Source organism: Duganella kummerowiae, from assembly GCF_053572355.1.
Window position 1 is genome coordinate 228,345 of record NZ_JBKFEH010000017.1, and the last position, 25,279, is coordinate 253,623.

Below are 25,279 nucleotides of genomic sequence, written 5' to 3' on the forward strand. Positions count from 1 at the left end.
TTTACTGCGTCCAATCAGGGAGGCGCAATGACAGCTACGCCTCGCTGCATACTGGTGACCTGTTTTGCTGAAGGGCAGCCGGGCTTCCTAGATTTTTCCTATCGCATCCGGGCATTGGCAGCTGTCTACGACCTGACTGTGATTAGTATGGCGCCGCTGAGCCAAGCGGAACTGTTATTGCCACAGGTACGATATGTCTCGCTGTCTGCGCGTTCCGGGCGCCTGGGCTGGCTGGACTATTTGCGGCGCTGCGCGCGCCTGATCCGCGCCGAACGTCCATCCGTGGCGGTGCTGTTGCATTCACTGGCTGCGCCAGTGGCACTGGGCCTAGGCGGCATTCCCAGCTTGACATACTGGAACGAGCATCCAACCCATGTAGCGCCTCCGCCCGCCGGCGCCGCGCCGCTTAAAGCGGCATGGCGGGCGCTGTTGCGCGGCCTGATGTTCTGGGGCGCGCGTCGTTCCAGCCGGGTTCTGCCGATAGGTGAGGCCCATCGTGATGACTTGCTGGCGCACGGCTGCTCCCCGCAACGGGTGCAATTGCAGTACATGGGAGTTGACCCTGGCTTTCAGGTAGCTGAACGTCCGTTGCCTGCGCGGCCGGTACAACTGCTTTACATCGGCTCGGTGCATCCTGAGCGTGGGCGCGACGTTATGCTAGAAGCCATGGTTGCGGTTCGCCAAGCGGGTGCCTCTGCTCATCTGACCATTGTGGGGGCCTCCACCGAGCAACTTGCATACTGCCGTCGCAGGGTAATCGAACTAGGCGTGGCGGACTACGTTACTGTGTACGGCCGCGTGCCAGGCCACGAAGTGCCGCAGTACTGCGCGCGCGCCGACGTCGGCCTTTGCCTATGGGACGATCTGCCGTGGTACCGCTTCAACCCCCCTACCAAGTTGTTCGAATATTTGGTAGCTGGTTTGCCTGTGTTGGCGAGTAATATCCGTACCCACACGGCTTACATCAGCCATGGTGACAACGGCTGGATATTCGATTACGACGCCGCCAGCCTCGCGAAAGCTATCGTGGACCTGTGCCAGGACGACGCTGGGTTGGCTGCTATGCAGAAACGGGCCAGGGCATCCAGTAAGATTTACTTGTGGCCGCAACTGGAGCCGGCTTTCCTACAGCATGTGCAGGAGGTGCTGCCGTGACAAATCGCATAGCCCTAAGGCGAAACAGTAATCCAATTTGGCACTGGCTGACGATAGCTGTTGTGGTATTAGGAGGGTCACTGTTTTTTGGTCTGCTGGCGCAGTCCGGTAGTATGGTGTTGATCGGCTTGGGCATGGCAATGGTCCTGGGACCGGTATTGCTGCTTCTGCCGGAATTAACGGTCTGGCTAGTACTTATTGGAGCATTTTTCTTCGGCCTGCTCGCCGAAAGCGCACAATTTGCAAAACTCACATGGGCCGTATCACTGCTGAGCATGATGTTGTTTATTCCCGTGGCTATCAGCGTAGGTTGGAACCGCGAACGCAAATTGCCCGGCTTTCTGGTGGTCGCAATAGTCTTTTTGCTCTTCAGCATATTATGCTCGGCATTAAGGGGGTATTCATTTCAAGAAGCTGCCGCGGGATTTAAACGCTATTTTCAATCCTTTGGTGTGATGCTGGCGATCGGAGCTTTGGCATTCTCTCCAGCGGCCATCAATCGTTGGCGGCGCCTGATGGTTTTTCTAGGTCTTTTGCAATTTCCGTTTGCGTTATATGAATTGTTAATTCTGGTTCCGAAGCGGGGTGGACTTGCCAGCGGGAGTGATTCTACCGATGTGGTGGCAGGCACGTTTGGAGCGAATCTGGGGGGCGGAAGTCCAAACGCCGTAATGGTATTTTTCGTGCTCCTGATTATTGCGTTTCTAGTGGCGCGGTGGCGTGCGGGACTACTGTCCGGCAGGACGTTAGCTTGCTTGGGTAGTATTTGTGCGCTTCCGTTGTTTATGGGGGAAACCAAGGTCGCGGTCATCATGCTGCCACTGGTTGGTGCTAGCCTGCTGCGAAAGGATTTTCTCCGTAATCCAGTCCGCCATATACCGGCCGTCTTGGTTCTTGTCCTGCTGACGATTGGGTTGGGCTATGTTTATATAGCGTTGATCATGCATAGTAATCTGTCTGACGTACTGCAGGCGACCGCCCGATATAACGTTGGCGATCAAGGTTACTCCAAAGGACAAATTCTGAACCGCTTGACTGCGCTGACTTTCTGGTTCCAGCAGCAAACTGCATATGATCCCATAGGTTTTTTAATGGGTAATGGCCTCGGCAGTTCTTTTATGTCGGCTGGCAGCCTCGGGGGACATTTGGGGAACAAATATTCGCAATATGGCATAGCATTAACCGCCGCATCAACCTTACTTTGGGATACAGGCGTGATAGGTCTTGCGCTTTTTGTTGCCATATTTGTGATGGCTTGGTTCGCTGCTGAACGCTTATACCGTGCCACTGATAATCCGGAAGTACGCGCCGATGCGTTAGCAATCCAGGCATCTATTGTTTTATTAATAATGTTTGTCGTCTATTCGGCTGAGATAGTCAATATCATGGGCCTGCAAATTATTTACGCCGTAGTGTTAGGTTATCTGGCATACCTGATGAATTTGCATGGATTGTTAGGGCGCCGCGGAATCGTACGCACAGGAGCTCGGTAGTATGCGGCTGCTATATCTTACGGCCGAACAGTGGCCGACTTTTCGCCCCGACGTGCTGGCCCTGTTTGGCAGCTATCTGCCGCGCCATGGCGTGCAGGCCGACTTGGCCACCGAGCATGATCGCGCAGCGGGTTCCAAAGCACCGGCTTGGCAGGGCGGGCGCAGCCTGCTGTGCCAGGTGCCAGCCAGCCGTGCCGGCCAGTATTTGGTCAAGTTGTGGCATAGCTTGCGCGTGCTGGCGGGAGCGGACCCGCGCCAGTACGACGCGATCCAGGTGCGCGACATGTCCGTCACGGCGCTGGCGGGATTGCTGTGCGCCCGCTTGAAGGGCCTGCAATTTTTCTACTGGCTCTCCTATCCGCAATCAGAGGGCCAGGTCGACCGCGCCCGCCAGCGCGGACCGAAGGCCGGCATGCGCTATTGGTTCCCCCTGGTGCAGGGCCTGTTCGGCCAGTGGCTGCTGTATCGCGTGGTGTTGCCGCGTGCCAACCACGTATTTGTGCAAAGCCGCCAGATGCAACTGGACTTGGCCGCCAAGGGCATTCCCATGGAAAAAATGACGCCGGTACCGATGGGGGTGGACACAGCAGTGGCCAGTCCGGAACACATTGCCCCCAGCGACGACCCGCGCCTGCGCGGCAAGCGTGTGGTGGTGTACCTGGGCACCATGGACCCGGTGCGCCGCGTTGACATCTTGTTCGACATGCTGGCCCGGGCTATGCCGCGCATGCCGGACCTGCTGCTGGTGCTGGCAGGAGACACCGAGGATGCACACCATCGGTCCTGGCTGCGCGAACGCGCCGCCGCCGCTGGCGTGGCCGACCACGTGCTCTGGCTGGGCTGGCGTCCGGCCGCCGAGGCTTGGGCCTATGTGCGCGCCGCCGAATTGGGGCTGTCGCCATTCCCCCGCAGCTTCCTGCTCGACAGTGCTTCGCCCACCAAGGCCGTAGAATACATGGGACTGGGACTGCCGGTGCTGGTCAACGATAATCCCGACCAGCGCCAGGTGATAGAGGAAAGCGGGGCCGGTTTGTGCGTACCGCTGGAAGGCGATGCCTTTGCGGATGCGGTGGTCGAATTGCTGGGGGCTCCCGAGCGGCTGCGCGCCATGGGGGAGCGCGGCCGTGCCTACGTGGCCAGCCAGCGCAGCTATGCCCGCATCGCGGCCGACGTGGCCGCTGTCTACCAGGATCTGGCGCGCGTCGCGCCGGCGCCGGCCCGATGAGGGGCCGGGCACTGGCGGCTTGCCTGGCATGGCTGCCGCTGGCGGCATCGGCCGCCGATGGCTGGGCCACTTTGCGCGATGTGTCGTTGCGTATCGAAGCGGGGAGCGTACTCGACTTTTCCAAGCTGCTGCCGGTTGCGGGCCCCGTAACCGCGCCGCTGACGGTGACCAGCGACGGTCATCTTGCGCGCGCCGACCAGCCCGGACGCGCACAGCGGTTCCTGACTGCTACATTGCCGTTCTCGGCCGGCAGCGGTGGCTTCCCTAGCCATGACGTCGCGGATCAGTACGTAAGGCAGCTGATTGCACACGGTTACAACATGGCTCGGCTGGACTTCATCGAAGACATGTTGATGACCGGACGAGCCGCAGATTTCGATTTCAATCCTGATCAGCTGGACCGCATGCACTACCTGCTGGCGGCGCTGGGCCGGGCTGGTATTTATTATGTGGTCAACGGACTCAGCTCCGAGAACGGCGGCTATGGCGGAGTGGCCGACCGCTGGCAGGGAAAGCACCAGCTGAAATTGCGCCTGTATTGGGATCCGGAGGCGCGCCAGCATTGGAAAACCTTGATAGACCGCATGCTTGGCGCCCGCAATCCCTACACGGGACGAGCGACGCTGGCCGACCCGGCGCTGGCCTGCATCATGCTGGTCAACGAGGATAGCCTGGTATTTGGGTTGCGTGGTGGCCGCCCGGCCCCGGCGCCGTTGCTGCGCCGCTATGCTGATTGGCTGCGCGCGCGTTACGGCAACCAGTCAGGGCTGCAGGCCAAGTGGCGCTCGGAATTGAAATCCGGGGAAACCCTGGATGCCGCCAACGTGGCGCTGGCTGCACCCGGCCAGCCGGCCAGCCCGCGCATGGCTGATACCCAGCGCTTTTACCATGAGCTGGAACGCGAGGCCGCCACATGGATGGAGGCGCACGTGCGCAAGGCAGGCTACCGGGGTATGGTTACTGCCTACAATAACTGGCTGTCGCCGGCCGCCAGCGCTTCGCGATCCCAGTTCCGCTGGGTTGACATGCATAACTATTTCGGTGAAACCAGTGCCTATATCTCCCCCGGGTCGGTGTTGAGCCAGGACAGCATGCTGGCCAGCGCCGCATCGTACATCGGCGCGCTGGCCGGCGCACGCCAGGTCGGGCGCGCATATACCGTGTCGGAATACGGGCAGCTATTCTGGAATCGCTACCGGCGCGAATCGGCGCTGGCCGTGCCTGGCTATGCCAGCCTGCAGGGCTGGGATATGATCGCCCAGCACGGTGGTGATTTGATACTCGGTTACGATGAACCAGGCTACGGAGCCTTGCGGCCCTACATAGTCGCCACCGACCCGGTGGCGCGGGCCGGCGAGACGCTGGCGGCGCTGCTGTTCCGGCGCGGGGACGTGGCTGCCGCGCGCCGCCAGTACGATATCGCGCTGGACGACGATTATGTATTCGAGAACGGCACGCATTACAGCTCGGTTCCTGCAGATCTGACGCGGCTGGCGCTGGTGTCGCGCATAGGCGTGCGCTGGGATCAGGGCAAACCCGCCGAAGGCTCAGGCCAGTGGCGCCCGGCCGACAGCGTGCTGCGCACCGCCAGCGCCAGCGTAGGCGGCGGCGCCCTGTCCGGCGCCGACGAGGTCTTGCGCCGCGCCGCGCCGCAATCCGCCAAGGTCGGCACAGTGCGCGACTGGCGCCTGGGCCAGCGCCTGGACGCCATGCGCAAGGCCGGCTTGCTGCCGGCGGACAACGCCAGCGATGCAGGACAGGGCGTGTTCCAGAGCGACACCGGCCAACTGCTGCTCGATAGCGGTCGCCGCAGCATGACGGTCGTCACGCCCAATACCGAGGCGATGGTGTTCGACACTCCTGCGCCGCGCACGCTCAAGCAGCTCAGCCTTGACCAGGCCGACGGGCCAACCCTGCTGGCCGTGTCCACGGTCGATCCCCAGCCGCTCGCCAGCAGCCGCCGCATGCTGGTGGTGCTGGCCACCGACGCCCGCAACAGCGGCATGCGTTTTGCTAACGATGATGAGAGCGAACTGCGCGACATCGGGCGCTCACCGATCCTGCTGCAGACGCGCAAGCTACGCTTTACGCTGCGCAACCGCAACGCCGCCGCGCTCAAAGTGTATGCGACCGACCTGCGCGGCGTACGTACCGAGCAGTTGCAGGTGCAGCGCCAAGGCGACAGCATCAGTGTGACGCTGGACACGGCGGCACTGGCCAAGGGGCCCACCACCTATTTTGAAATCACCGCAGACTGAGCCACATGACTTCCATAGCAATTGTAGTGCCCGAACTCCTGCCTGTGCCGCCGGTGCAGGGCGGCGCTGTCGAGCACTGGGTAGACGAGGCTTCGGCCCGCATGGCCGGGCCGCAACGCAAGATCACCGTGGTCTCGCGCCCGGCCGGCCAGGCGGGCCGCGAGGGCATAGGCTATATCGGTATTCCCTGGACCACGGCCGAGCGCTGGTTCCAGCGCATCAAGGACAAGGTCAGCTGGCGTAACCCGCTGCGCTACGTGGCCAAGATCCAGAACGTATGGTCGTATGGGCGCCGCGTGGCGGCCGCAGTTACTCCCTTCGATGTGGTGATCGTCCACAACGAACCCAACATATTGCTGTTCTTGCGCCGCCGGCCGGGCCAGAAGCTGGTGCTGCACATGCATAACGAGCACTTGGGCATACGCCTGTTTCGGCCGCTGTACCGGCGCGCGCTACACAAGGTCGACCTCATACTGTGCGTCAGCGACTACATCCGGCGCCAGGCGGTTGCCATCTTCCCGGAGCATGCGCATCGCTTCCAGGTGCTGTTCAACTCCACCGACCCCGCCGTGTTCCAGCCGTATGCGGATGCGGCAGAGGTGGTGCGCGATGCAGTGACACTGGATCCCGCCCAACGCTATTTGCTGTATGTGGGCCGCCTGACCGCGCTCAAGGGAGTGCATGTCCTGATCGAAGCCTTCAGCGCCGTGCGCCGCACCCACCCCGACGTCAAGCTCATTATTACCGGCTCCTCCTTCTTCGGCGGGGCGGCCCGCACCGACTACGAGCGTCAACTGGAAGAACTGGCCAAACCGGTCAACGACGGTATCGTGTTTACGGGATATTTGCCGCATCAGAAGCTGCGCTACCTGTACGCGGCGGTCGACATGATCGTGCTGCCTTCCGTGTGGCAAGACCCTTGCCCGCTAGTGGTACTGGAAGCGATGGCCTCTGGCACGCTGCTGTTGAGTTCGGCGGTAGGCGGCATACCCGAAGTGGTTGAGCATCGGGTCAATGGCTTGCTGGTGCCGCCCAATGACGCGCCTGCCCTGGCGGCCGCCATAGGCGCCGCCCTGGACGACCCCGAGGCCCGCTCCCGCATGTCCACGGCGGCACGCGCCAAGATCGTCCAAGGCTACACCTGGGAGCGGCTCGTGAACGAACTCAACGACTCTTTAGACACATTGAAATGATAGCCATAGTTTATCCCCAGTTTTACGGCGTGGGCGGGATCGCGCGCTACCTGGAATCTTTCCTGGCCAATTTGCCGCCGGATCATCCGGGGCTGGTGCTGATCACCGGTGACGAGCACGCCGACGGCCGCGCCTTTCCTCGGGTACGCATTATCCAGGTGCCATTCCGATCCAGCCGCTTCAATTTGTTCAACTGGGGGATGGCAGTACGCCGCCTGCTACTGCAACTGCACCGCGAGGGCGTTATCAGCAGCGTCAACTTCCATTGGCCGCCGCTGATCCCGGGCCTGTTCCTGCCGGCCGGACTACCGGTCACGCTGACCGCCCACACCACTTATCTGGGCATGTCAGGCCGCTTCTACGCCGAGCGGCATTTCAACAGCCAGTGGAGCAACTTGTCGCTGAGCATCAAGATGGCCATGGAGCGGTTCATATTCAAGCGCGCAAATAAAGTCGTGGCACTGACCGAGCAGGGGCGCCAGGAAGTGCTGCGCTACGGCTATCCTGGCCCCGTCACGGTAATCCCCAACGGCGCGGACGTGCGCAAATTCACGCCCAACCCGGACCGCGCCAAGGATATCGACGTGCTTTTCTGCGGGCGTATCGAGCGCCGCAAGGGCAGCGCCGCCATGGTTGAGCTGTGCCGCCACCTGGTGCGGCGCCGCCCCGAGGTACGCATTTGCATCGTGGGCTATGGCGACGACGATGCCGAGGTGGCGCGCGAGTTGGCGCCCTTGCAGGCCAATGTGACCATGACCGGCAAGGTGCCGTTCGAGCGCATGGTGGATTACTACCAGCGCAGCCACGTGTATGCTTCCGGCTCCTATTACGAAGGCCTTCCCGGCACCTGCCTGGAAGCCATGGCCATGCAGCTGCCGGCTGTGGTGTGGGACTTCCTGTTCTATCGTGGACTGGTGATCGATGGCGAAACCGGCTATGTTGCCGCACCCAATGATTATGAGGCCATGACTGCGCGCATCCTGTCGTTGCTGGATGATCCGGTCCGCGCCGCCGCCATGGGCCGCCAAGGCCGTGTGATTCTGGAACGCGATTACAACTGGCAGGGCCTGGCACGACAGCTGCTGGATGTCATGGAGGCGCCATGACCCGCCCGCTGCGGGTGATGATGCTGGGTCTGCGCGGCTTTCCCGGTGTACAGGGCGGAGTCGAAACCCATGCCGAGCACCTGTGCCTGCGCCTGGCCGAGCTGGGCTGCGAAGTTACCGTATTGGTGCGCAAGCCTTACCAGCCAGCGGCCGTCGGCCGCGAATGGCGCGGCGTGCGTTTCGTACCGCTCTGGTCGCCACGTTCCAAGGGGCTGGAAGCCATACTGCACAGCCTGCTCGGGGTGGCCTACGCGGCTGTCGCCAGGCCCGACATCCTGCATATCCAGGCCATTGGGCCGGCCATCGTCACGCTGCCGGCCCGCCTGGCTGGCCTGCGCGTGGTGGTCACCCATCATGGCCCCGACTATGACCGGCAGAAATGGGGACGCTTCGCGCGCTTCGCCCTGCGCACCGGCGAGCGCTGGGGCATGCGGCTGTCGCATGGGCCCATCGTGATCTCGCGCGTGATTGCCAACCTTGTGGAAAAAGCGCACCGGCGCCAGGCCAGCATCGTGCCCAACGGCGTGGTGCTGCCTGTCATACCAGCCACCCATGCCGCGCCTGAGCGCTTCGGTCTGCAACCCGGCAAATATGTGTTGCTGGTAAGCCGGCTGGTGCCGGAAAAACGACACCTGGACCTGATCGGCGCCTTTGCCGCCGCCGCGCTGCCGGGTTGGGGGCTGGCCATCGTTGGGGCCGCCGACCATCCGGACGCCTATACCACCGAGGTACTGGAAACCGCCGCGCGCACCCCGGGCGTGGTGTGCACCGGTCTGCAGACCGGGACCGCGCTGGCCGAGTTGTATGCGCACGCCGGCATGTTCGTGCTGCCGTCATCGCACGAAGGCCTGCCGATCGCCATGCTGGAGGCGCTCTCTTATGGTCTGCCGGTGCTGGCCAGCGACATCCCTGCCAATCTGGAAGTAGGTCTGCCTGCCGAGCATTATTTCCCGCTAGGCGACACGACGGCGCTGGCAGCCCGTTTGCGCCAATTTGCTGCCAATTCCAAGTCTTCTGAACTGGTGGCCGAGCGGCGCGCCTGGGTGGCCGAGCGTTATGACTGGGGCCAAATCGCAAGGCGTACCAAAGCAATCTACGATTCAATTGCGCAAACTTGACTTTGCGCAAAATCAGAGTAATTTAGAACGGCCTGTGCTGATGAAACTTTGTGCACACAGGGAATTAGTGTATCCTTGAGGAATCAGATGGCCCCTGTGCCCCTTAGGGGGCTTTCCGCCATTGTCTTTTGCTGGCTGCAGGTTTCCTAACGCTGCGGCCTTACTGTTCACACAAGGAGTAGTCATGAAGTCTCTCGCCCGATGGATGCTGGCCCTGCTGCCGCTGACCGCCGCCGCCGCCGATACCTGGCTGCCGGTCAAGGATGTTTCGCTGCGCGTAGTGCCCGGCAGTATATTGGACTTTAGTTCGCTGGCGTCGCCTGCTACGACGATCACCTCGCCTCTGATTGTGACTGCCACGGGTGACTTCGCAGTCAAGAGTGCGCCTACCGTGCCGCGGCGATTCCTGATGATGTCGATGGCGGTCGGGTCGGCGAATGGAGGCATCCCCGACAAGCCGGTGTTGGATGATTACGTGACGCAGATTAGGCTGCACGGCTACAACATGGTGCGCCTGCATTATATCGACGATACCTTGATGACCGACCAGACGGTTGATTTCAATTTCAAGGCCGTCCAACTGGACCGGTTCTACTATTTGCTGGCCGCCCTGAAGAAAAACGGTATCTATTATCTGCTCGATGGGATGAGTTCCGATAACGGTGCATACGGTGTGACCGAGCGCTGGATCAATAAGCTCGACCTGAAACCCAAGCTGTACTACGACGCCGCCACGCAGCAGCACTGGAAGACCTTGGTAAGCAAGCTCTACGGCTCAGTCAACCCGTACACAGGTATCAGTACCCTTGCGGATCCCGCCTTGGCCGGGTTGATACTGGTCAATGAAGGGGGCTTGGCATATATCTTGCGTGGTAACAACCCGCCCACGCAGATCCAGGCCTTGTTTGCCGCTTGGCTGAAGAAAAAGTACGTAACCGATACGGCTTTGAAAGCAGCTTGGGGAAGCGATCTCAAGTCGACCGAGTCAGTTTCCTCCGCCGCCATCGCGCTGGCAAAGAATTACGACCCGGGTGGGAAGCGCATGGGCGACACCCAACGCTTCTTCGTTGACCTTGAGAAGAGCACGGGCGATTGGATGACCAGCTATCTGCGCTCCATTGGTTATCAGGGGCTGGTTACCTCGTATGATAACTGGTCTTCACCGGCAGCCAGCATTTCACGAGGCACCTTCAATTGGGTGGATATGCACAGTTATTTTGCGGAGCCCACCGGTTGGGTGGATAGCGGTTCCGTCATGCCTCAAACCAGCATGCTCAGTGGGGGATTGACTTACATTACCGAGCTATCCCTGAGCCGCTTGCACAACAAAGCATTCACGGTATCGGAATATGGCCAAGTGTTTTGGAACAAATACCGGCGTGAATCGGCTCTCGCCATGCCCTCATACGCCAGTTTTCAGAATTGGAGCATGATTGCCCAGCACGCTGGGGGCTTGACTTTGGCATACGATGAGGCCGGTGGCCGCAAGGATCGCATTTACCCATTCATGGTCGGCCCCGACCCGGTGGCGCGTGCAGGGGAGACTTTGTCGGCGCTGTTGTATCTGCGTGGCGACGTCAAGCGCGCGGCCAAGCAGGTGCGTCTGAAAATGGAGGACTGGTATACATTCGAGGGCAATGGCTTGTACGGCGGTGTCGGCCAGGACATCAAGCGCCTGACCATGGTGCATGGCGTGGGATTGGACTGGCAGGGGGCGAGTACCAGCTACGACGCTCAATTGATGCCTTATAACAGCGACACCAAGGTGTTCAGTGCCACCAGCAAGCTGGCCACCGCGTCGTCGGCGGCGCCGGTGACAGTGGCCGCTCCCATCGTGGAAGTCAATCTCACGGTAGACCAGATGTTTAGCGACCGCGTCACCGTGCTGCGCAATGCTGGCCTGCTTGGCGATAGTTCGCGCGATAACACTGCCGCCGGCGTGTTCCTGAGCGATACCAATGAACTGGCGGTGGATCGCAGCCGCCGGCGCATGACCGTTATCACGCCCAAGACCGAGGCGGCCGTATTCGATGTGCTGGAAAGTGTACCGCTCAGCAATGTGCGCATCGATGCCCCGACCGGTCCTGCCCTGCTGGCAGTGTCGGCCATGGATGGTTCCACAGTGAACGCCAGCAAGCGGCTGCTGGTGGTGCTGGCCACCGATGCCCGCAACACTGGCATGACGTTCTCCGACCCTGGTACCGACACCACCCTGGCATCGTTTGGGACGGGACCGGTAACCATCAAGACGGTGGCGCTGCGGGTGACCCTTACCACCGCCAACGCGTCCACCTTGAAGGTTTACTCCGTCAAGCTCACCGGCGCCCGCGGCGATTCGATCCCTGTGGTGCGCACGGCCAATACCATCACGTTCACGCTGAACACCGCGACGCTGAGCCACGGCCCGACCACCTACTTCGAAATCGCTACCAATTAATCATTCCGGGGCGGCTGCTGCCGCCCCGCGTCTTTCCGCTTGCAGCGGTCCAGGTCCACTCCGGCTCCGGCGGTGGCGTCCTGTAGTTCCAGGTTTGCAACATTTCCTCCAGATCAGGTTCCAGTTGACCGCGGCTACTGCAGCGGCGATACTTGCATCCGTGTTATTTTTTTAGCCGGCCTGGCGGCCGGTGACAGCAAACGGTGGCCGGTGACTTCAACTTGATACAGGCACGGCGGGGATGATCAAGACTGGGGTTCGATGGCAACTAACAAAGTAATCAGCAGTGTGCTGTGGTCAGTGGCGAAAAACTGGGGCGGACGCTTCACCTCGCTGGTGGTGTTTGCCGTCCTTACCCGGCTGTTGGACGCCCACGCCGTAGGCGCTGTGGCCTTTGTCAGCGCCATCCTTGCGGTGCTCACGTCGCTGGCTGAAATGGGGCTGGCAGAATATCTGATCTACCGCAACGATACTCCCCAGGCGCGGCGTCAGATTTTCTGGTTCCAGGTCTATGTGACCGGCACCATTTTTGTGCTGGCAGCCGTGATCGGTCCGCCAGTCCTGCGCGCCGTGGGACAGGACGACGCCGCCCGGGTATTCCCCTGGCTGTGCCTGATCCTGCCCATGACCGCCCTGATGTCGGTGCAGGACGCCATCCAGCGGCGCCTGCTCCAGTTCCGCGGCGTGGCCATGCGCACCCTGGCCGGGATGGTGGTCGGAGGAGTACTGGGGGTGGCCACCGCCCTGGCTGGTGGCGGCATGTGGAGCCTGGTGGTCAAGCAGGTGGCGGAAACCGCCGTGGGCGCCGCGCTGCTGTGGCGCATGAGCGACTGGCGTCCAGGCTGGCGTACCGACTGGACCGGTTTCCGCGAAATCTTCGATTACGGGCGCTACCTGGCGGGCGGCCGCCTGCTGGACGTCATCACCACCAATATCGACGACCTGATCGTGGGTCTGGCCATCGGTCAGCGCGAACTGGGCATGTACTCGATCGGCAAGAAACTCTATGTGATCAGTTCGGAACTGCTGGGCGGGGTGGCGCAGCAAATCGCTGGACCTTTCTTCGCCAGGGCCAAGGGCGACAGCCAGGTATTGTGGCAAATGCTGGTCAAGGTGATGGGCTATACCGCCTGGCTGATAATCCCCCTCTATGCGGCCCTGCATGCGGTAGCCTTCGATGTCATCGTGCTGCTGTTCGGGCAAAAATGGGCCGGGGCGGTGTGGGTACTGCAATGCTACTGTTTCGTCGGCATGATAATGCCGCTGTTCCTGTTCCACTGGCCGCTGCTGATGGCCAGCGGTAGTGCCGCACGCAGCTTCCGCTACTCGCTGGTGCGCAACCTGGGCGGTATTACCATCATCTCGCTTGCCAGCCTGGGCGGCTGGGGGGTATTCGTGTACGGCCAGGTGGCGCGCGTGCTGTTCAATGTCGGGGTGGGGGAGACGCTACTGCGCGGCTTCCTGCCGTTCAGCCGCATGCGGCTGTGGCGAGCGCTGTTGCCCGGCCTGGCCACCGCTGCGGCTGTCACCGCCGTGGCCGCTGCACTGCGCTGGCTGGGCTTCGGTGCGCTGCCTTGGCTGGCCATGGGCATGGCGCCTGTGCTGGGGCTATCCTACTTGCTCATGTTTAAGAAATTCAAAATCGACAGGCAATCCCAGCGAGCCGCCTGAGTCGGCCCCTGTACGCCCCATCTGTGGCGCGCCGGTGACGGTGGCACTACTGCGATACCAATGGTTGCCAATTCTGTAATTTTTGGTTGACCTACGGGCCTTAACGGCTCATACTTTCTACTGCGCCATAAAATTGCAGCTGTGCTATATAGTTGCATTTGTGTTATATTTATTCCCGTACTATCCGTTAGCGGCGAGCCCCCGATCCCCGTCTTGCCGCTGCGTTCCCGCACCGCCGACTCGTGTCTGCACCCTGGCTTTCTACGCCGGCGTCGCCATGACTGACCTCGGGCTGTAATGTCGGCACAAGCTCGCGCCGACCTTGTCTTCTACGCCGGTGCCTCGCCTTCGCCCGACGTGAATCAAACGCAATAGCTCCCTGCTGAACCGTCTTGCGACGCCAGCTGCTATGCCGATATTGTTATAAAAAATATAACCACATCTCCATCAGCCTTGATGCCTGCTCTCTGGCGAAGTGGGGCGGATGAAAGCCAAAACGATTAGGGTAGGAACATGAACAACAAGGTGATCAGCAGCTTGCTGTGGTCGGTGGCGAAGAATTGGGGCGGGCGGGTCACATCGCTATTGGTATTTATGATACTGACCAGGATGTTGGACGTCCACGAACTGGGCGCCGTGGCCTTTGTCAACGCCATCCTGGCGGTGCTGGTGTCGCTGGCTGAAATGGGCTTGGCCGAGTATCTGATCTACCGGGCCGACACACCGCGCGCCAGGACCCAGATATTCTGGTTCCAGATCTATGTAACGGGGGGCATCTTCGTGCTGGCCTCCCTGCTGGGGCCGTCCATTCTGCGTGCGCTCGGTCACCAAGATGCGGCCCTCATCTTCCCGTCCGTATGTCTGGTCCTGCCGCTGGCGGCGATGGTGTCTGTACAGGACGCCATCCAGCGCCGCGAGTTGCAGTTTCGTGGCGTAGCGTTGCGCTCGCTGGCCGGCATCGTGGTGGGGGGGATTGTCGGAGTCGCCACTGCCGCCTGCGGCGGCGGCATGTGGAGCCTGGTGGCCAAGCAGCTGGCCGAGACAGTTGTGAGCGCCGTCCTGTTGTGGCACATGAGCGAGTGGAGGCCCGGCTGGCGCACCGACTGGACCGGCTTCCGCGAGATATTCCAATACGGGCGCTACCTGGCAGGTGGGCGCATGCTGGACGTCATCGCTGCCAATGTGGACGACCTGATCGTAGGTCTTTTCATTGGGCAGCGCGAGCTGGGCATTTATTCGATAGGCAAGAAGTTGTATACCATCAGCGCCGACCTGTTGGCCGGCGTGGCCCAGCAAATTGCCGGCCCATTTTTCGCCAGGGCGCGCAATCAGGGCGCTACGCTATGGGAAATGTACGTGAAGGTCATTACTTATACCGCCTGGCTCGTTATTCCCTTGTACGCGGCGCTCCATGCCGTTGCGTTTGATATAATATTACTGTTGTTCGGCCCGAAACTGGTCGGCGCCGTATGGGTGCTGCGTTGTTACTGCCTGGTTGGCATGATCATGCCGCTGTTCCTGTTCCATTGGTCGCTGTTGATGGCAAGCGGCGGCGGCGCCCGTAGTTTCCGCTATTCGCTGTTGCGTAATGTGGGCGGTATCGCCATCATTGCGCTGGCCAGTATGGGCGGCTGGACAATCTTTGTGTACGGACAGGTGGCGCTGGTAATATTTAACGTGTGGGTGGGGGAGGCGCTGCTACGGGACTTTATGCCGTTCAGCCGGTCTCGGTTGTGGCGTGCGCTGTTGCCTGGCCTGGTCACCGCGGTGGCGGTGACTGCTGCATTGTCGCTGCTGCGTGGCGTGGGAGGCGAAGGCTTGCCGTTCCAGCTGGCGGGCATGCTGCCAGTATTGGCCGCGTCTTACCTGCTTATGTTCAAAAAATTCAAATTTGATCGACAGAGTGAATGAATACGGCTGACCTGATTTCGCAGTTGCAAGCACGGGCCGAGGCTGAGTTAAGCCCCTACATCCGCCGCGGCCAGAAGGTGGCCATTATTGATTTTCCCCATCATGCCAATGCCGGCGATTCCTATATCTGGCTGGGGGAAACAGCTTACTTGCGGCGCGCCGGGGCCGACCTGGTCTACGTTTGCTGGGACCAGGCATATGACCCGGAGCGCATCAAGGAAGTGCTGGGGCGGGACGGCCTGATCCTGTTCCACGGCGGCGGCAATTTCGGCGACCGCTGGCCGGCGCCGCATGAGCTGCGCCTGAAGGTGCTGCGCGACTTCCGCGGGCACCGCGTGCTTCAATTCCCCCAGACCGTGCATTTCGACCATGCCGCAAATGTCGAGGAAACCGCGCGCGCCATCGCCGAGCATGGTGACTTCATCGTGTTGGTACGCGACCAGACCTCGCTCGAGTTTGTGCGCAAGCACTTCGACTGCCCGGTTGCCCTGAGCCCGGACATGGCGTTCTTTATCGGCCCATGCCAGATGCAAGCGCCATCGTTGGACGGCTATGTGCTGGCGCGCAGCGATATCGAGTCGGCGGGCCCGCGCGCCGTCGTCAACCTGCCGCTGGCGTCGCTGCCCGGCCGCTGGGAGCGTGGTGACTGGCTGGGTTCGGACTGGCTGGAAACCAAATTGGCCAACCGTTTCTGTCGTCATAATCTGGAATGGAACCGGTCCGCGGTGGGCGCGCGCATGATGGTCTGGTTGTCCGATCAGGCGGCTGCTACGCGGCTGCGGCGCGGCATCCGCCAGCTGTCTCAAGGCAAACTCATCCTGACCGACCGGCTGCACGTGCATATCCTGTGCTTATTGCTGAACAAGCCTCACGTGGTGCTCGACAACGACTACGGCAAGATTTCATCGTTCTACCGGGCCTGGACCCATCCGACCAACCTGGCCTCGTTTGCCAGCGATTTCGATGATGCCATCGCCAAGGTCAGTGGGGCGGCGTTGGTCGCCACCTGAGGATCGATCTGTGCATATCGTTATCTGCAGCTGGTTTTACGAAGGCCAGCCAGGGTACCTGGACTTCAAGTACCGTATCCGGGCCCTGGCCGAACGCTATCAGGTCACCTTGCTGCTGCGCCATGCGGTTTTTCAGGCCGAGTTTGCCGATCTGCCATTGCAGACCGAGGTGATCCACACCGATGGCACGGGCGCGCCGCACCAGCTCTCGTTCATGCTGCGCAGCGCGCGCTACTGCCGCCGCCAGCGCCCCGACCTGGTGGTGCTGTTGGGTTCCCAGCTGGCCATGACAGCCATGCTGCTGGGCGGCCTGCCGTCGCTGCTGTACTGGAACGAGCATCCGACCCACTTTTTTTACCCCGATTACCGCAACCCGTTCAAGCGCCTGGCCTACCGCAGTCTGCTGTGGCTCAATTACCGCGCCGCACGCCATGCCGGCAAGGTAATGCCGATCGGCGAGGCGCACCTGGAAGATCTGCTGGCGCACGGCCTGGCGCCGTCCTCGGCCAAGCTGATCTATATGGGCGTGGAAGACCGTTTCGGTTTCCTGGCGCGGGTCAATGAGGCCCCCGCGCTGCGGCTGGTCTACACGGGCACCGTAATGCGTGAGCGCGGCCGGGATGTCATGCTTGATGGGCTGGCGCTGGCGCGCCAGCAAGGCGCCAACGTGACCCTGACCATGGTGGGCGCCAGCCCCGAGGAGCTGGCGTATTGCCAGCGCCGCGTGGCGGAACTGGGGCTGGAGGGCGCCTGCACCGTGGTCGGCCGTGTGCCGGGCAGTGCCATTCCCGGCTACCTGGCGGATGCCGACCTCGGGATCTGCATCTGGGAAGACCGGGTCTGGTGGCGCTTCAATCCACCCACGAAGCTGTTCGAGTATCTGGTGGCCGGCCTGCCGGTGCTGGGCAGCCGCATCCGCACTCATTCCGACTACATACGCGATGGCGTGAACGGCTGGATATTCGATTACGACGCGGCGGCCTTCGCCCGCGCGCTGCTGCATGCCTGCCGGGAGCGCGATGCGCTGCCGGCCATGTCCGCTGCCGCCCATGCGGCCGGCCAGCAGTATTTGTGGTCGGCTATCGAGCCGCGCTTCCTGCAGCTGGTGCGGGAAACGGCTGCAGTCACCCTTCCAATCTCAGCATAACCCTAGGAGAGCATGATGAAAATTTTGGTTACTGGCGGCACCGGCTACATCGGCTCGCACACCGTGGTGGAACTGGTCCAGGCTGGCCACGACGTCGTCATCGTCGACAACCTGTGCAACAGCAAGCGCTCGGTGCTGGAACGGCTGGAGCGCATCACCGGCGTGGCGGTGCCGTTTGCGGAAGTCGATATCCGCGACCGGGCCGGCCTGGAGGCCGTGTTCGCAGCACACGCCTTCGACTCGGTCATCCATTTTGCTGGATTGAAAGCGGTGGGCGAATCGGTGGCTGAACCGCTGCGTTACTACGACAACAATTTTGCCGGCAGCGTGGTCCTGTTCGAGACCATGGCCAAGTTCGGCGTGAAATCGCTGGTGTTCAGCTCTTCCGCGACTGTCTACGGGGATCCTGCGTCGGTGCCGATTTTCGAAACCTTCGACCTGCACGCCACCAATCCTTATGGGCGTAGCAAGCTGATGATCGAGGACATGCTGCGCGACCTGGCGATCGCCCAACCCGACTGGCGCATTGCCTTGCTACGCTACTTTAACCCGGTGGGCGCACACGAGAGCGGCCTGATCGGCGAGGATCCCAATGGCATTCCCAATAACCTGATGCCGTTCATTGCCCAGGTGGCGGTGGGCCGCAGGCCGCAGTTGTCGGTTTACGGCAGTGATTACCCGACCGTGGATGGCACTGGCGTGCGTGACTATATCCATGTCGTGGACCTGGCCGTGGGCCACGTCAAGACCTTGGACAAACTGGCCGCCGGTCCCGGCATCCACACCTACAACTTGGGCACTGGCCGCGGCACCAGTGTACTGGAAATGGTGCGCGCTTTCGAAGCCGCCAGCGGCCGTACTATTCCTTTCCAGATCGTGGCCCGCCGCCCTGGCGACATCGCGGCCTGCTACGCCGATGCCGCGCTGGCGGAACGCGAGCTGGGCTGGAGGGCCGAGCGCGATGTGGTGCGCATGTGCGCCGACACTTGGCGCTGGCAATCGTCGGGAATGTGAGTGGCAGACACGGAATCTTGTGTTATGATTAATTATGCTGCGGCGCAGCATCCCGTCTTCCTTTCACGTTTAATTTGCAGGAGTACTATTGTATGAAAGCTATGATATTGGCAGCAGGCAAGGGCACCCGTGTCCGTCCCCTGACCTACGACTTGCCCAAGCCCATGATTCCTATCCTGGGCAAACCCGTCATGGCTTACCTGATCGAGCACTTGGCCAAGTATGGGGTCAAGGAGATCATGGTCAATGTCAGCTACCTGCACGAGAAAATCGAGGATTACTTTGGTGAAGGCCATCAGTACGGCGTTCAGATCGGTTATTCCTTCGAGGGCTACACCAATGACGCGGGCGAAGTCGTACCGCAGCCTATCGGCTCGGCCGGCGGCATGAAGAAAATCCAGGCCTTTGGCGGTTTCTTCGACGAGACCACCATCGTGCTGTGTGGCGATGCGCTTATCGACCTGGACATCAAATCGGCCTTGTTCGAACACAAGCGCAAAGGTGCGCTGGCTTCGGTGGTGACCAAGGAGGTGCCGTGGGACAAGGTATCGAGCTATGGCGTGGTGGTGGCGGACAAGGAGGGCAGGATACAGGCTTTCCAGGAAAAGCCGTCTCCCGAGGAAGCCAAGTCCAACTTTGCCAGCACCGGCATCTACCTGTTCGAGCCGGAAGTGATCGACCTGATACCCAAGGACCGTGCTTTCGACATAGGCTCCGAACTGTTCCCGCTGCTGGCTGAAAAAGGATTGCCGTTCTATGCCCAGACCCGCGCCTTCAACTGGATCGACATCGGCACCGTGACCGACTACTGGCAAGTCTGCCAGAGCGTGCTGATGGGTGAGGTGGCGCACCTTGACGTGCCTGGCATACAAATCGCCGACGGCGTCTGGGTCGGTCTTAACACCCACATCGACTGGAACGGCACCCGCATCGAAGGTCCTGTCTACATCGGCTCCGGCACCTGCATCGAGGAGGGCGTGACCATCGTCGGTCCGACCTGGATCGGCCATGGCAGCCGTGTCTGCAAAGGCGCGCGGGTGGAGCGCAGCGTACTGTTCGAGTACACCCGAGTGTTACCGGATGTTACCTTGGAGGAAATGATAGTATTTAAAGACTATAGTGTGGACCGCGAAGGCGAAATGCGCCATATCTCGGAGTATGATTCCGAGGCATGGGCCAACGCCCGCGACCGGCGCAACAAGCGCCGGACCGAGGTTACCAGTCCGAATTTAATTGCGAAATAGTTTATGAATATATATCCAGTAATCCTGTCCGGTGGCGCGGGGACGCGCCTGTGGCCGCTGTCGCGCGCCGCGCTGCCCAAGCAGTTGCTGCCGCTGGTATCGGACAAGTCCATGCTCCAGGAAACCCTGCTGCGCCTGCGCGGCGCAGCCCGGCTGTGTGCGCCGTTGGTGGTGTGCGGCCAGGAACACCGTTTCCTGGTAGCGGAGCAGCTGCGCGAAATCGCGGTGGAGCCGCATGCCATCCTGCTGGAACCTGTGGGGCGCAACACGGCCCCGGCGGTGGCGGCGGCTGCCGCATACCTGCGTGCCAGCGACCCTGGCGCCCTGATGCTGGTCCTGCCGGCCGACCATGTGATCACGGACACCGCTGCATTCCTGGGTGTGATTGCCCAAGCTGCGCCGCTGGCGCAGGAGGGCGCCTTGGCGACTTTCGGCATCGTACCCACGGCGCCCGAGACTGGCTATGGCTACATCCAGGGCGGCGCGGCGCGCGGCGCAGGCTACCGGGTCGACCGTTTTGTTGAAAAGCCCGACCAAGCCACTGCTCGCCAGTTTCTGGAGGCCGGCAATTTCCTGTGGAATAGCGGAATGTTCTTGTTTCGTGCCGACCGCTATCTGGACGAACTGGGGCGCTTGCAGCCAGTCATGGCCGAGCGGGCCACGACGGCGGTGTCGGCAGGCTACCGTGACCTGGATTTCTGCCGGCTGAACGAGGAAGCCTTCTCGGCCTGCCCATCGGATTCCATCGATTACGCCGTCATGGAGCATACCGGCGATGCGGTCGTGGTACCGGCGGATATAGGCTGGAGCGATGTCGGATCCTGGTCGGCGCTGCGCGAGGTATTGCCGGCGGATGCCAATGGCAACGTTACTCGCGGTGATGTCTACCTGGACCAGGTGTCCGGCTCGCTGGTGCGCGCCGAGAGCCGTATCGTGGCCGTGGTCGGCCTGCAGGACGTGGTGGTGGTGGAAACCAGCGATGCGGTGCTGGTGGCCCACAAGGACCAGGTGCAGCGCGTCAAGCAGGTGGTCGAACATCTCAAGACCGAAGACCGCACCGAGCACTTGCACCATACCAAGGTTTACCGTCCCTGGGGCAGCTACGAAGGCATCGACCTGGGGGAGCGCTTTCAGGTCAAGCGCATCACGGTCAACCCTGGCGGCAAGCTGTCGCTGCAGATGCACCACCATCGCGCCGAGCACTGGATCGTGGTCAGTGGTACCGCCCGCGTCACCTGCGGCGACACCGTGACCCTGCTGACGGAAAACGAGTCGACCTACATTCCTATCGGCATGAACCACCGCCTTGAAAACCCCGGTAAACTGCCGCTGCATTTGATCGAGGTACAGTCCGGCAGCTATCTGGGCGAAGACGATATCGTCCGCTTCGAAGACGTCTACCAGCGCGCCTGAGCGTTGCGCCGGCCCATCACGAGCCGGTAAATTTCTCCTGTATTTGTGTAGGCCTAGTCCTACTTCATGTTTCCCCTACGGGCCGGCCATGCCGGCCCGTTTGTTTTTCCCTCTGTAGAGCAGTGTTGCGGCGCATAGCGCGTGCATGAGTTCTTATTGCGCTGCAATATTTCATTATTGAAATGTCAACTGTGCCACTTAAGCCAGTGCTAAGCTACTCCTGTAGTGATCGAGCAACCGCCGGTTGCACCGGCACTTTTTTAGGAGGAGTAATATGAAGCGTTTCCAACGTACCATCGCCGCACTGGCCGTGAGCGCCGCCTGCCTGCCTGCCTTTGCTGCTGACATCAGCAAGACCGAGACCGTGACGGGCGACCATAGTCTGATCTTCCACGCCCTCAGCACCCCGGCAGTGGGTGATACCTTCACCGATATGTATGACTTCACGGCGGCTGCCGGCAGCTCGCTGAGCGTCAAGGTCGGTGAATGGGCCCTGGTGGACATCACCGGTATCAGCCTGGTGAACTCGGCCGGCCTGTCGCTGGCCGGCACGGCGGCGCCTGCCAGCGGGTATACCGAGTGGAGCATCCTTGCCTCACCGCTGGCGGCGGACACCTACCACCTGCTGATCAATGGAAAGGTGACGAATGCTGCCGCGCCGTTTGCCTATTTTGGCTCGGTGTCGGTGGCAGCGCCCGTGCCTGAACCCGAGACCTATGGCATGCTGCTGGCCGGCATGGGCGTGCTGGGTGTGATCGCCCGCCGCCGGCGCCGCCCGGAATGAGCTGGGGGACGCTATAATCAAAAAACGGGGGCTGCGGCCGCCGTTTTTTTTATATCGTCCAGAGAGGGGTAGTGTCTGTTGCAACGCATAACGCTATTGCTGGCCGGCTTGCTCTTGCCGGCCACGGGGGAAGCCCAATTCGTCAAGCCTGTCGGCCTGCAGGCCGCACAACTGGCCCTGATCATCAACGATGAGGATGCTGCCAGCGTGGCGGCCGCCGAGTACTATCAAAAAGTGTACGCAGTGCCGGCCAGGAACCTGGTCCATGTACGCATCCCGGACCGTCCGCGCAAGCTCAGCGTGGAACAGTTTGCGCCGCTCAAAGAGCAGATCGACAGCAAGCTGGGACCCGATGTGCAGGCCGTGCTGATGGTCTGGACGGCTCCGTATGCGGTGGACTGCAACTCGATCACCTCAGCCTATACCTTGGGCGTGGACAGCGCATTGTGCGCCAAGCCCTGCGATCCATCCCAGCCCAGCCGCTACTACAACTCCGGCAGCCGACAGCCATTCAAGGATCTGGGGCTGCGCCCGTCCATGCTGCTGCCTGCCGAGTCGTTGGAGCAGGCCAAAGCCCTGATAGACCGGGGCCACGTGAGTAGTTTCCGGCCGCCAGCCGCCACGGCCTGGTTCTTGGTGACTAGCGACAAGCTGCGCAGCAGCCGCGCGCCATTTTTCCCGCGCAGCGGTCTGGTGGCGCAGAAAAAATTGACCATCAAGACTGTGTATGCCGATAGCCTGGAGAACGAGAAGGACATCATGGTCTACCAGACGGGCCGGGATTTCGTGCCCAAGCTGGACACACTGCACTTTGTGCCGGGCGCCCTGGCCGACCACCTGACCTCGGTGGGAGGCGACCTGCTCAGCGATAAACAGATGAGCGCACTGCGTTGGCTGGAGGCGGGCGCCACGGCCAGCTATGGCAGTGTTTCGGAACCCTGCAACTATTGGCAAAAATTCCCTAATTCATCGGTCCTGCTACGGCACTACCTGTCCGGCAACACCGCCATCGAAGCCTACTGGAAAAGCGTGGCCTGGCCCGCCCAGGGCCTGTTCATCGGCGATCCGCTGGCGGCTCCCTACCGTAATTAAGGGCGCAGAGTATCAGCCTTGGGTTAGGGAAGCCTGGCCATGGAGCCTGCAATAGGCAACCGGGGCAGAATGATTTGACGTACCACGAAGTCGGATCCTTCCGCTGACAGGTGTCCGTAGTCCACGGCCATCAAAGCGTGTCCTTCAGGCACGCGCGCTCTGCAGCCGCTGGCGCCACAAAGCACGTCCATCAAGGGGATATAACTGAAATTGGGGTGCTTCATATGCCCCAGCAATTCATTGGTGCGCACGACGACGTGATCGAGTGCTGCGTCCTGGATATATTCGCCCGGCTGCCCCCAATGACGGGCCACGATTACCAGAGGCAGTGACGGCTGCCATTGCGGCACAGGCCCTACCAGCACAACATGCCGCGCTCCGAGCGCCTGCAGATGTGCGGCCAGCTGCTGCCAGTCGGTTTGCTCGTGCCGCATGCGCTGGGCAACCAACACCACATCGGGCTGAAGCCGGGCGATGGATTCAAGCGCGAATTTGTTCGAATAGTCGCAGGCGGTGCGGGCCAGGCCTTTTAGCGTAGGCTCCTCGCTCAATCGCGGGCGGCATCCTGCCGAAGTGGCCTGGTAAAACGGCACTTCGCGCGGCAAGCTGGCGCGTAGCCCGTGCGATAAGGCTTCCGCATGGGAGTCGCCCCAAAGGAATACTCCACCACTGCCGCTCTTGGTGGTGCACACCGGATCCGTCCTGAGCTGGCCGGTTGCCGAGTAGCGGTCATACATATTGCATTTATTGATCCAATGTACATCCCGCAATTGGCGGTATTTTTCATCGTACTCTGCAACGAACCTGGCACGGTCGGACACACTGATGGGGCGGTAAGCTGACACTACGCCATGGGCAACAAACACCGCCATGCCGCCGGCGCATAGCAGCGCTGCGCTGGCTGACCAGCGCCAAGTCCAGGCTGGCGTCGTTCGGCTACGCAGCTTCTGCTCCACCAGGCTATAGGATAATTGGGCCATTAGCAGCGACGCTGCTACGCCGCCTGCCTGCCAGCGCCAGTCGGACAAGAATCCGAGATAGCTGAACAGCACCACGATAGGCCAATGCCACAGATACAGCGAGTAAGAGATATCACCCAGCCACTGGCTTGGTGCCGAGCCGGTGAGCCATGAGTGTTGCCGGTTGGCGCACAATACCAGACATGCTCCCGCCACGGGCAGCAGAGCCAGCCCGCCGGGCCAAGTGTCTCCCTCTGACAAAAACACATAGCTTGCAAAGATGAGCAGCGCGCCTGCCAGTTCTGCGACGCCGGCTGACCTGCTGGACAGGACGGTGGGGTAGAGCAGAACAAGGCCACCGGCCATCATTTCCCAAGCACGGGTGGGAAGTAAGAAAAATGCCGCCTCGGGGAAACGGCCCGATGCAGCGATGGACAACCCCAGGCTGAGTATGGCTCCTACCGCGACAAAGCCACGTAATGCCTTCAGCCCGAATGTTCGCCGCAACAGCAGCAGCACGATAGGATAGAGGATATAGAATTGCCACTCTACCGACAAGGACCAGGTGTGCAGCAGCCATTTTTCGTGGGCCCCGGGGGCGAAGTATCCCGCCTCAGTCCAGTACACGATATTGGAAACGAACCCCAGGCTGGACGCAACATGCTTGGCCAACCCCATATATGTGGCAGGCAACAGAAAATACCAGCCGGCTACCAGTAACAGCAGGCACACGGGAAGCAACGCCGGGATGATGCGACGGCCTCGTGCAAGATAGAATTTCAGCAGGCTGAGCTGGTCCGTTTGTAAGCCTCGATAGATGATCGAGGTCATCAGATATCCGGAAATGACAAAAAATACGTCTACGCCTGCGAAGCCTCCCGGCAATATTGCCGGATTAAAATGAAAAATGATGACGGCCACGACGGCCAGGGCACGCAACCCATTAATGTCTTTTCTGAAATTCATGTGCAAGGCACTGTAATTAATAATATAGATACGGCAAGTATTATGCCTGCGTTAGCGCACTCTGTGTGCGCTGCAGCATCCTG

The 25,279-nt window shown here is 61.2% G+C and carries 17 protein-coding genes and 1 pseudogene; 17 read left to right on the forward strand and 1 reads right to left on the reverse strand.

Annotated elements, in window-relative coordinates; translation table 11 throughout:
- Positions 1-27: 27 nt before the first annotated feature.
- From ACLB1G_RS22535 to ACLB1G_RS22615, 17 genes and pseudogenes are all read left to right on the forward strand, one after another.
- Complete coding sequence (locus ACLB1G_RS22535) at positions 28-1,155, forward strand: glycosyltransferase family 4 protein (RefSeq protein ID WP_491629484.1); 1,128 nt, start codon at positions 28-30, stop codon at positions 1,153-1,155.
- Positions 1,152-2,648: a hypothetical protein gene (locus ACLB1G_RS22540; RefSeq protein ID WP_491629485.1), complete on the forward strand. Its 1,497-nt coding sequence runs from the start codon at positions 1,152-1,154 to the stop codon at positions 2,646-2,648. Before ACLB1G_RS22535 ends, ACLB1G_RS22540 begins: the two co-directional genes overlap by 4 nt.
- Before the next feature lies 1 nt (position 2,649).
- Complete coding sequence (locus ACLB1G_RS22545) at positions 2,650-3,873, forward strand: glycosyltransferase family 4 protein (protein ID WP_491629486.1); 1,224 nt, start codon at positions 2,650-2,652, stop codon at positions 3,871-3,873.
- A gap of 353 nt (positions 3,874-4,226) precedes the next feature.
- Positions 4,227-6,131 carry a hypothetical protein gene (locus ACLB1G_RS22550; protein WP_491629487.1) on the forward strand — a complete coding sequence of 635 codons (1,905 nt, stop codon included), beginning with the start codon at positions 4,227-4,229 and terminating at the stop codon, positions 6,129-6,131.
- A gap of 26 nt (positions 6,132-6,157) precedes the next feature.
- Positions 6,158-7,324, forward strand: coding sequence for a glycosyltransferase family 4 protein (locus ACLB1G_RS22555; protein ID WP_491629488.1), 1,167 nt, complete (start codon positions 6,158-6,160; stop codon positions 7,322-7,324).
- Positions 7,321-8,430 carry a glycosyltransferase family 4 protein gene (locus tag ACLB1G_RS22560; RefSeq protein WP_491629489.1) on the forward strand — a complete coding sequence of 370 codons (1,110 nt, stop codon included), beginning with the start codon at positions 7,321-7,323 and terminating at the stop codon, positions 8,428-8,430. The genes ACLB1G_RS22555 and ACLB1G_RS22560 overlap by 4 nt, the downstream gene beginning before the upstream one ends.
- Positions 8,427-9,548 (forward strand): glycosyltransferase family 4 protein, encoded by a 1,122-nt coding sequence (locus ACLB1G_RS22565; RefSeq protein ID WP_491629490.1) that lies wholly within the window; start codon positions 8,427-8,429, stop codon positions 9,546-9,548. Before ACLB1G_RS22560 ends, ACLB1G_RS22565 begins: the two co-directional genes overlap by 4 nt.
- 184 nt (positions 9,549-9,732) lie before the next feature.
- Positions 9,733-11,985 (forward strand): hypothetical protein, encoded by a 2,253-nt coding sequence (locus ACLB1G_RS22570; protein WP_491629491.1) that lies wholly within the window; start codon positions 9,733-9,735, stop codon positions 11,983-11,985.
- Between the two features lie 261 nt (positions 11,986-12,246).
- The gene (locus ACLB1G_RS22575) at positions 12,247-13,656 is read left to right on the forward strand and encodes an oligosaccharide flippase family protein (protein ID WP_491629492.1); all 1,410 of its coding nucleotides are present in this window, start codon (positions 12,247-12,249) and stop codon (positions 13,654-13,656) included.
- A 513-nt stretch (positions 13,657-14,169) separates the two neighbouring features.
- Positions 14,170-15,567: an oligosaccharide flippase family protein gene (locus tag ACLB1G_RS22580; RefSeq protein WP_491629493.1), complete on the forward strand. Its 1,398-nt coding sequence runs from the start codon at positions 14,170-14,172 to the stop codon at positions 15,565-15,567.
- Positions 15,564-16,577, forward strand: coding sequence for a polysaccharide pyruvyl transferase family protein (locus ACLB1G_RS22585; protein WP_491629494.1), 1,014 nt, complete (start codon positions 15,564-15,566; stop codon positions 16,575-16,577). The genes ACLB1G_RS22580 and ACLB1G_RS22585 overlap by 4 nt, the downstream gene beginning before the upstream one ends.
- Positions 16,578-16,587: 10 nt before the next feature.
- The gene (locus ACLB1G_RS22590) at positions 16,588-17,724 is read left to right on the forward strand and encodes a glycosyltransferase (protein ID WP_491629495.1); all 1,137 of its coding nucleotides are present in this window, start codon (positions 16,588-16,590) and stop codon (positions 17,722-17,724) included.
- A 15-nt stretch (positions 17,725-17,739) separates the two neighbouring features.
- On the forward strand, positions 17,740-18,738 hold the full coding sequence (galE, locus tag ACLB1G_RS22595; protein ID WP_491629574.1) for a UDP-glucose 4-epimerase GalE: 999 nt from the start codon (positions 17,740-17,742) through the stop codon (positions 18,736-18,738).
- A 92-nt stretch (positions 18,739-18,830) separates the two neighbouring features.
- A complete protein-coding gene (locus ACLB1G_RS22600; RefSeq protein WP_491629496.1) occupies positions 18,831-19,982 on the forward strand; it encodes a nucleotidyltransferase family protein in 1,152 nt (383 codons plus the stop codon).
- 3 nt (positions 19,983-19,985) lie between these two features.
- The gene (locus tag ACLB1G_RS22605) at positions 19,986-21,395 is read left to right on the forward strand and encodes a mannose-1-phosphate guanylyltransferase/mannose-6-phosphate isomerase (protein WP_491629497.1); all 1,410 of its coding nucleotides are present in this window, start codon (positions 19,986-19,988) and stop codon (positions 21,393-21,395) included.
- A gap of 316 nt (positions 21,396-21,711) precedes the next feature.
- Positions 21,712-22,179, forward strand: a pseudogene (locus tag ACLB1G_RS22610) (FxDxF family PEP-CTERM protein); the annotation flags it as partial.
- 78 nt (positions 22,180-22,257) lie between these two features.
- Complete coding sequence (locus tag ACLB1G_RS22615; RefSeq protein ID WP_491629498.1) at positions 22,258-23,271, forward strand: TIGR03790 family protein; 1,014 nt, start codon at positions 22,258-22,260, stop codon at positions 23,269-23,271.
- A gap of 23 nt (positions 23,272-23,294) precedes the next feature.
- Here the strand turns inward: ACLB1G_RS22615 and ACLB1G_RS22620 are convergent, their stop codons facing one another.
- Positions 23,295-25,196 (reverse strand): acyltransferase family protein, encoded by a 1,902-nt coding sequence (locus tag ACLB1G_RS22620; RefSeq protein WP_491629499.1) that lies wholly within the window; start codon positions 25,194-25,196, stop codon positions 23,295-23,297.
- Between the last annotated feature and the right edge of the window lie 83 nt (positions 25,197-25,279).

What these genes read in the sequence shown, in the direction of transcription:
- ACLB1G_RS22535 (WP_491629484.1), top strand. Translation starts at nt 28, where the DNA reads ATGACAGCTACGCCTCGCTGCATACTGGTGACCTGTTTTGCTGAAGGG.
- ACLB1G_RS22545 (WP_491629486.1), top strand. Translation starts at nt 2,650, where the DNA reads ATGCGGCTGCTATATCTTACGGCCGAACAGTGGCCGACTTTTCGCCCC.
- ACLB1G_RS22550 (WP_491629487.1), top strand. Translation starts at nt 4,227, where the DNA reads ATGACCGGACGAGCCGCAGATTTCGATTTCAATCCTGATCAGCTGGAC.
- ACLB1G_RS22560 (WP_491629489.1), top strand. Translation starts at nt 7,321, where the DNA reads ATGATAGCCATAGTTTATCCCCAGTTTTACGGCGTGGGCGGGATCGCG.
- ACLB1G_RS22565 (WP_491629490.1), top strand. Translation starts at nt 8,427, where the DNA reads ATGACCCGCCCGCTGCGGGTGATGATGCTGGGTCTGCGCGGCTTTCCC.
- ACLB1G_RS22570 (WP_491629491.1), top strand. Translation starts at nt 9,733, where the DNA reads ATGAAGTCTCTCGCCCGATGGATGCTGGCCCTGCTGCCGCTGACCGCC.
- ACLB1G_RS22575 (WP_491629492.1), top strand. Translation starts at nt 12,247, where the DNA reads ATGGCAACTAACAAAGTAATCAGCAGTGTGCTGTGGTCAGTGGCGAAA.
- ACLB1G_RS22580 (WP_491629493.1), top strand. Translation starts at nt 14,170, where the DNA reads ATGAACAACAAGGTGATCAGCAGCTTGCTGTGGTCGGTGGCGAAGAAT.
- ACLB1G_RS22585 (WP_491629494.1), top strand. Translation starts at nt 15,564, where the DNA reads ATGAATACGGCTGACCTGATTTCGCAGTTGCAAGCACGGGCCGAGGCT.
- galE (WP_491629574.1), top strand. Translation starts at nt 17,740, where the DNA reads ATGAAAATTTTGGTTACTGGCGGCACCGGCTACATCGGCTCGCACACC.
- ACLB1G_RS22600 (WP_491629496.1), top strand. Translation starts at nt 18,831, where the DNA reads ATGAAAGCTATGATATTGGCAGCAGGCAAGGGCACCCGTGTCCGTCCC.
- ACLB1G_RS22605 (WP_491629497.1), top strand. Translation starts at nt 19,986, where the DNA reads ATGAATATATATCCAGTAATCCTGTCCGGTGGCGCGGGGACGCGCCTG.
- ACLB1G_RS22620 (WP_491629499.1), bottom strand. Translation starts at nt 25,196, where the DNA reads ATGAATTTCAGAAAAGACATTAATGGGTTGCGTGCCCTGGCCGTCGTG.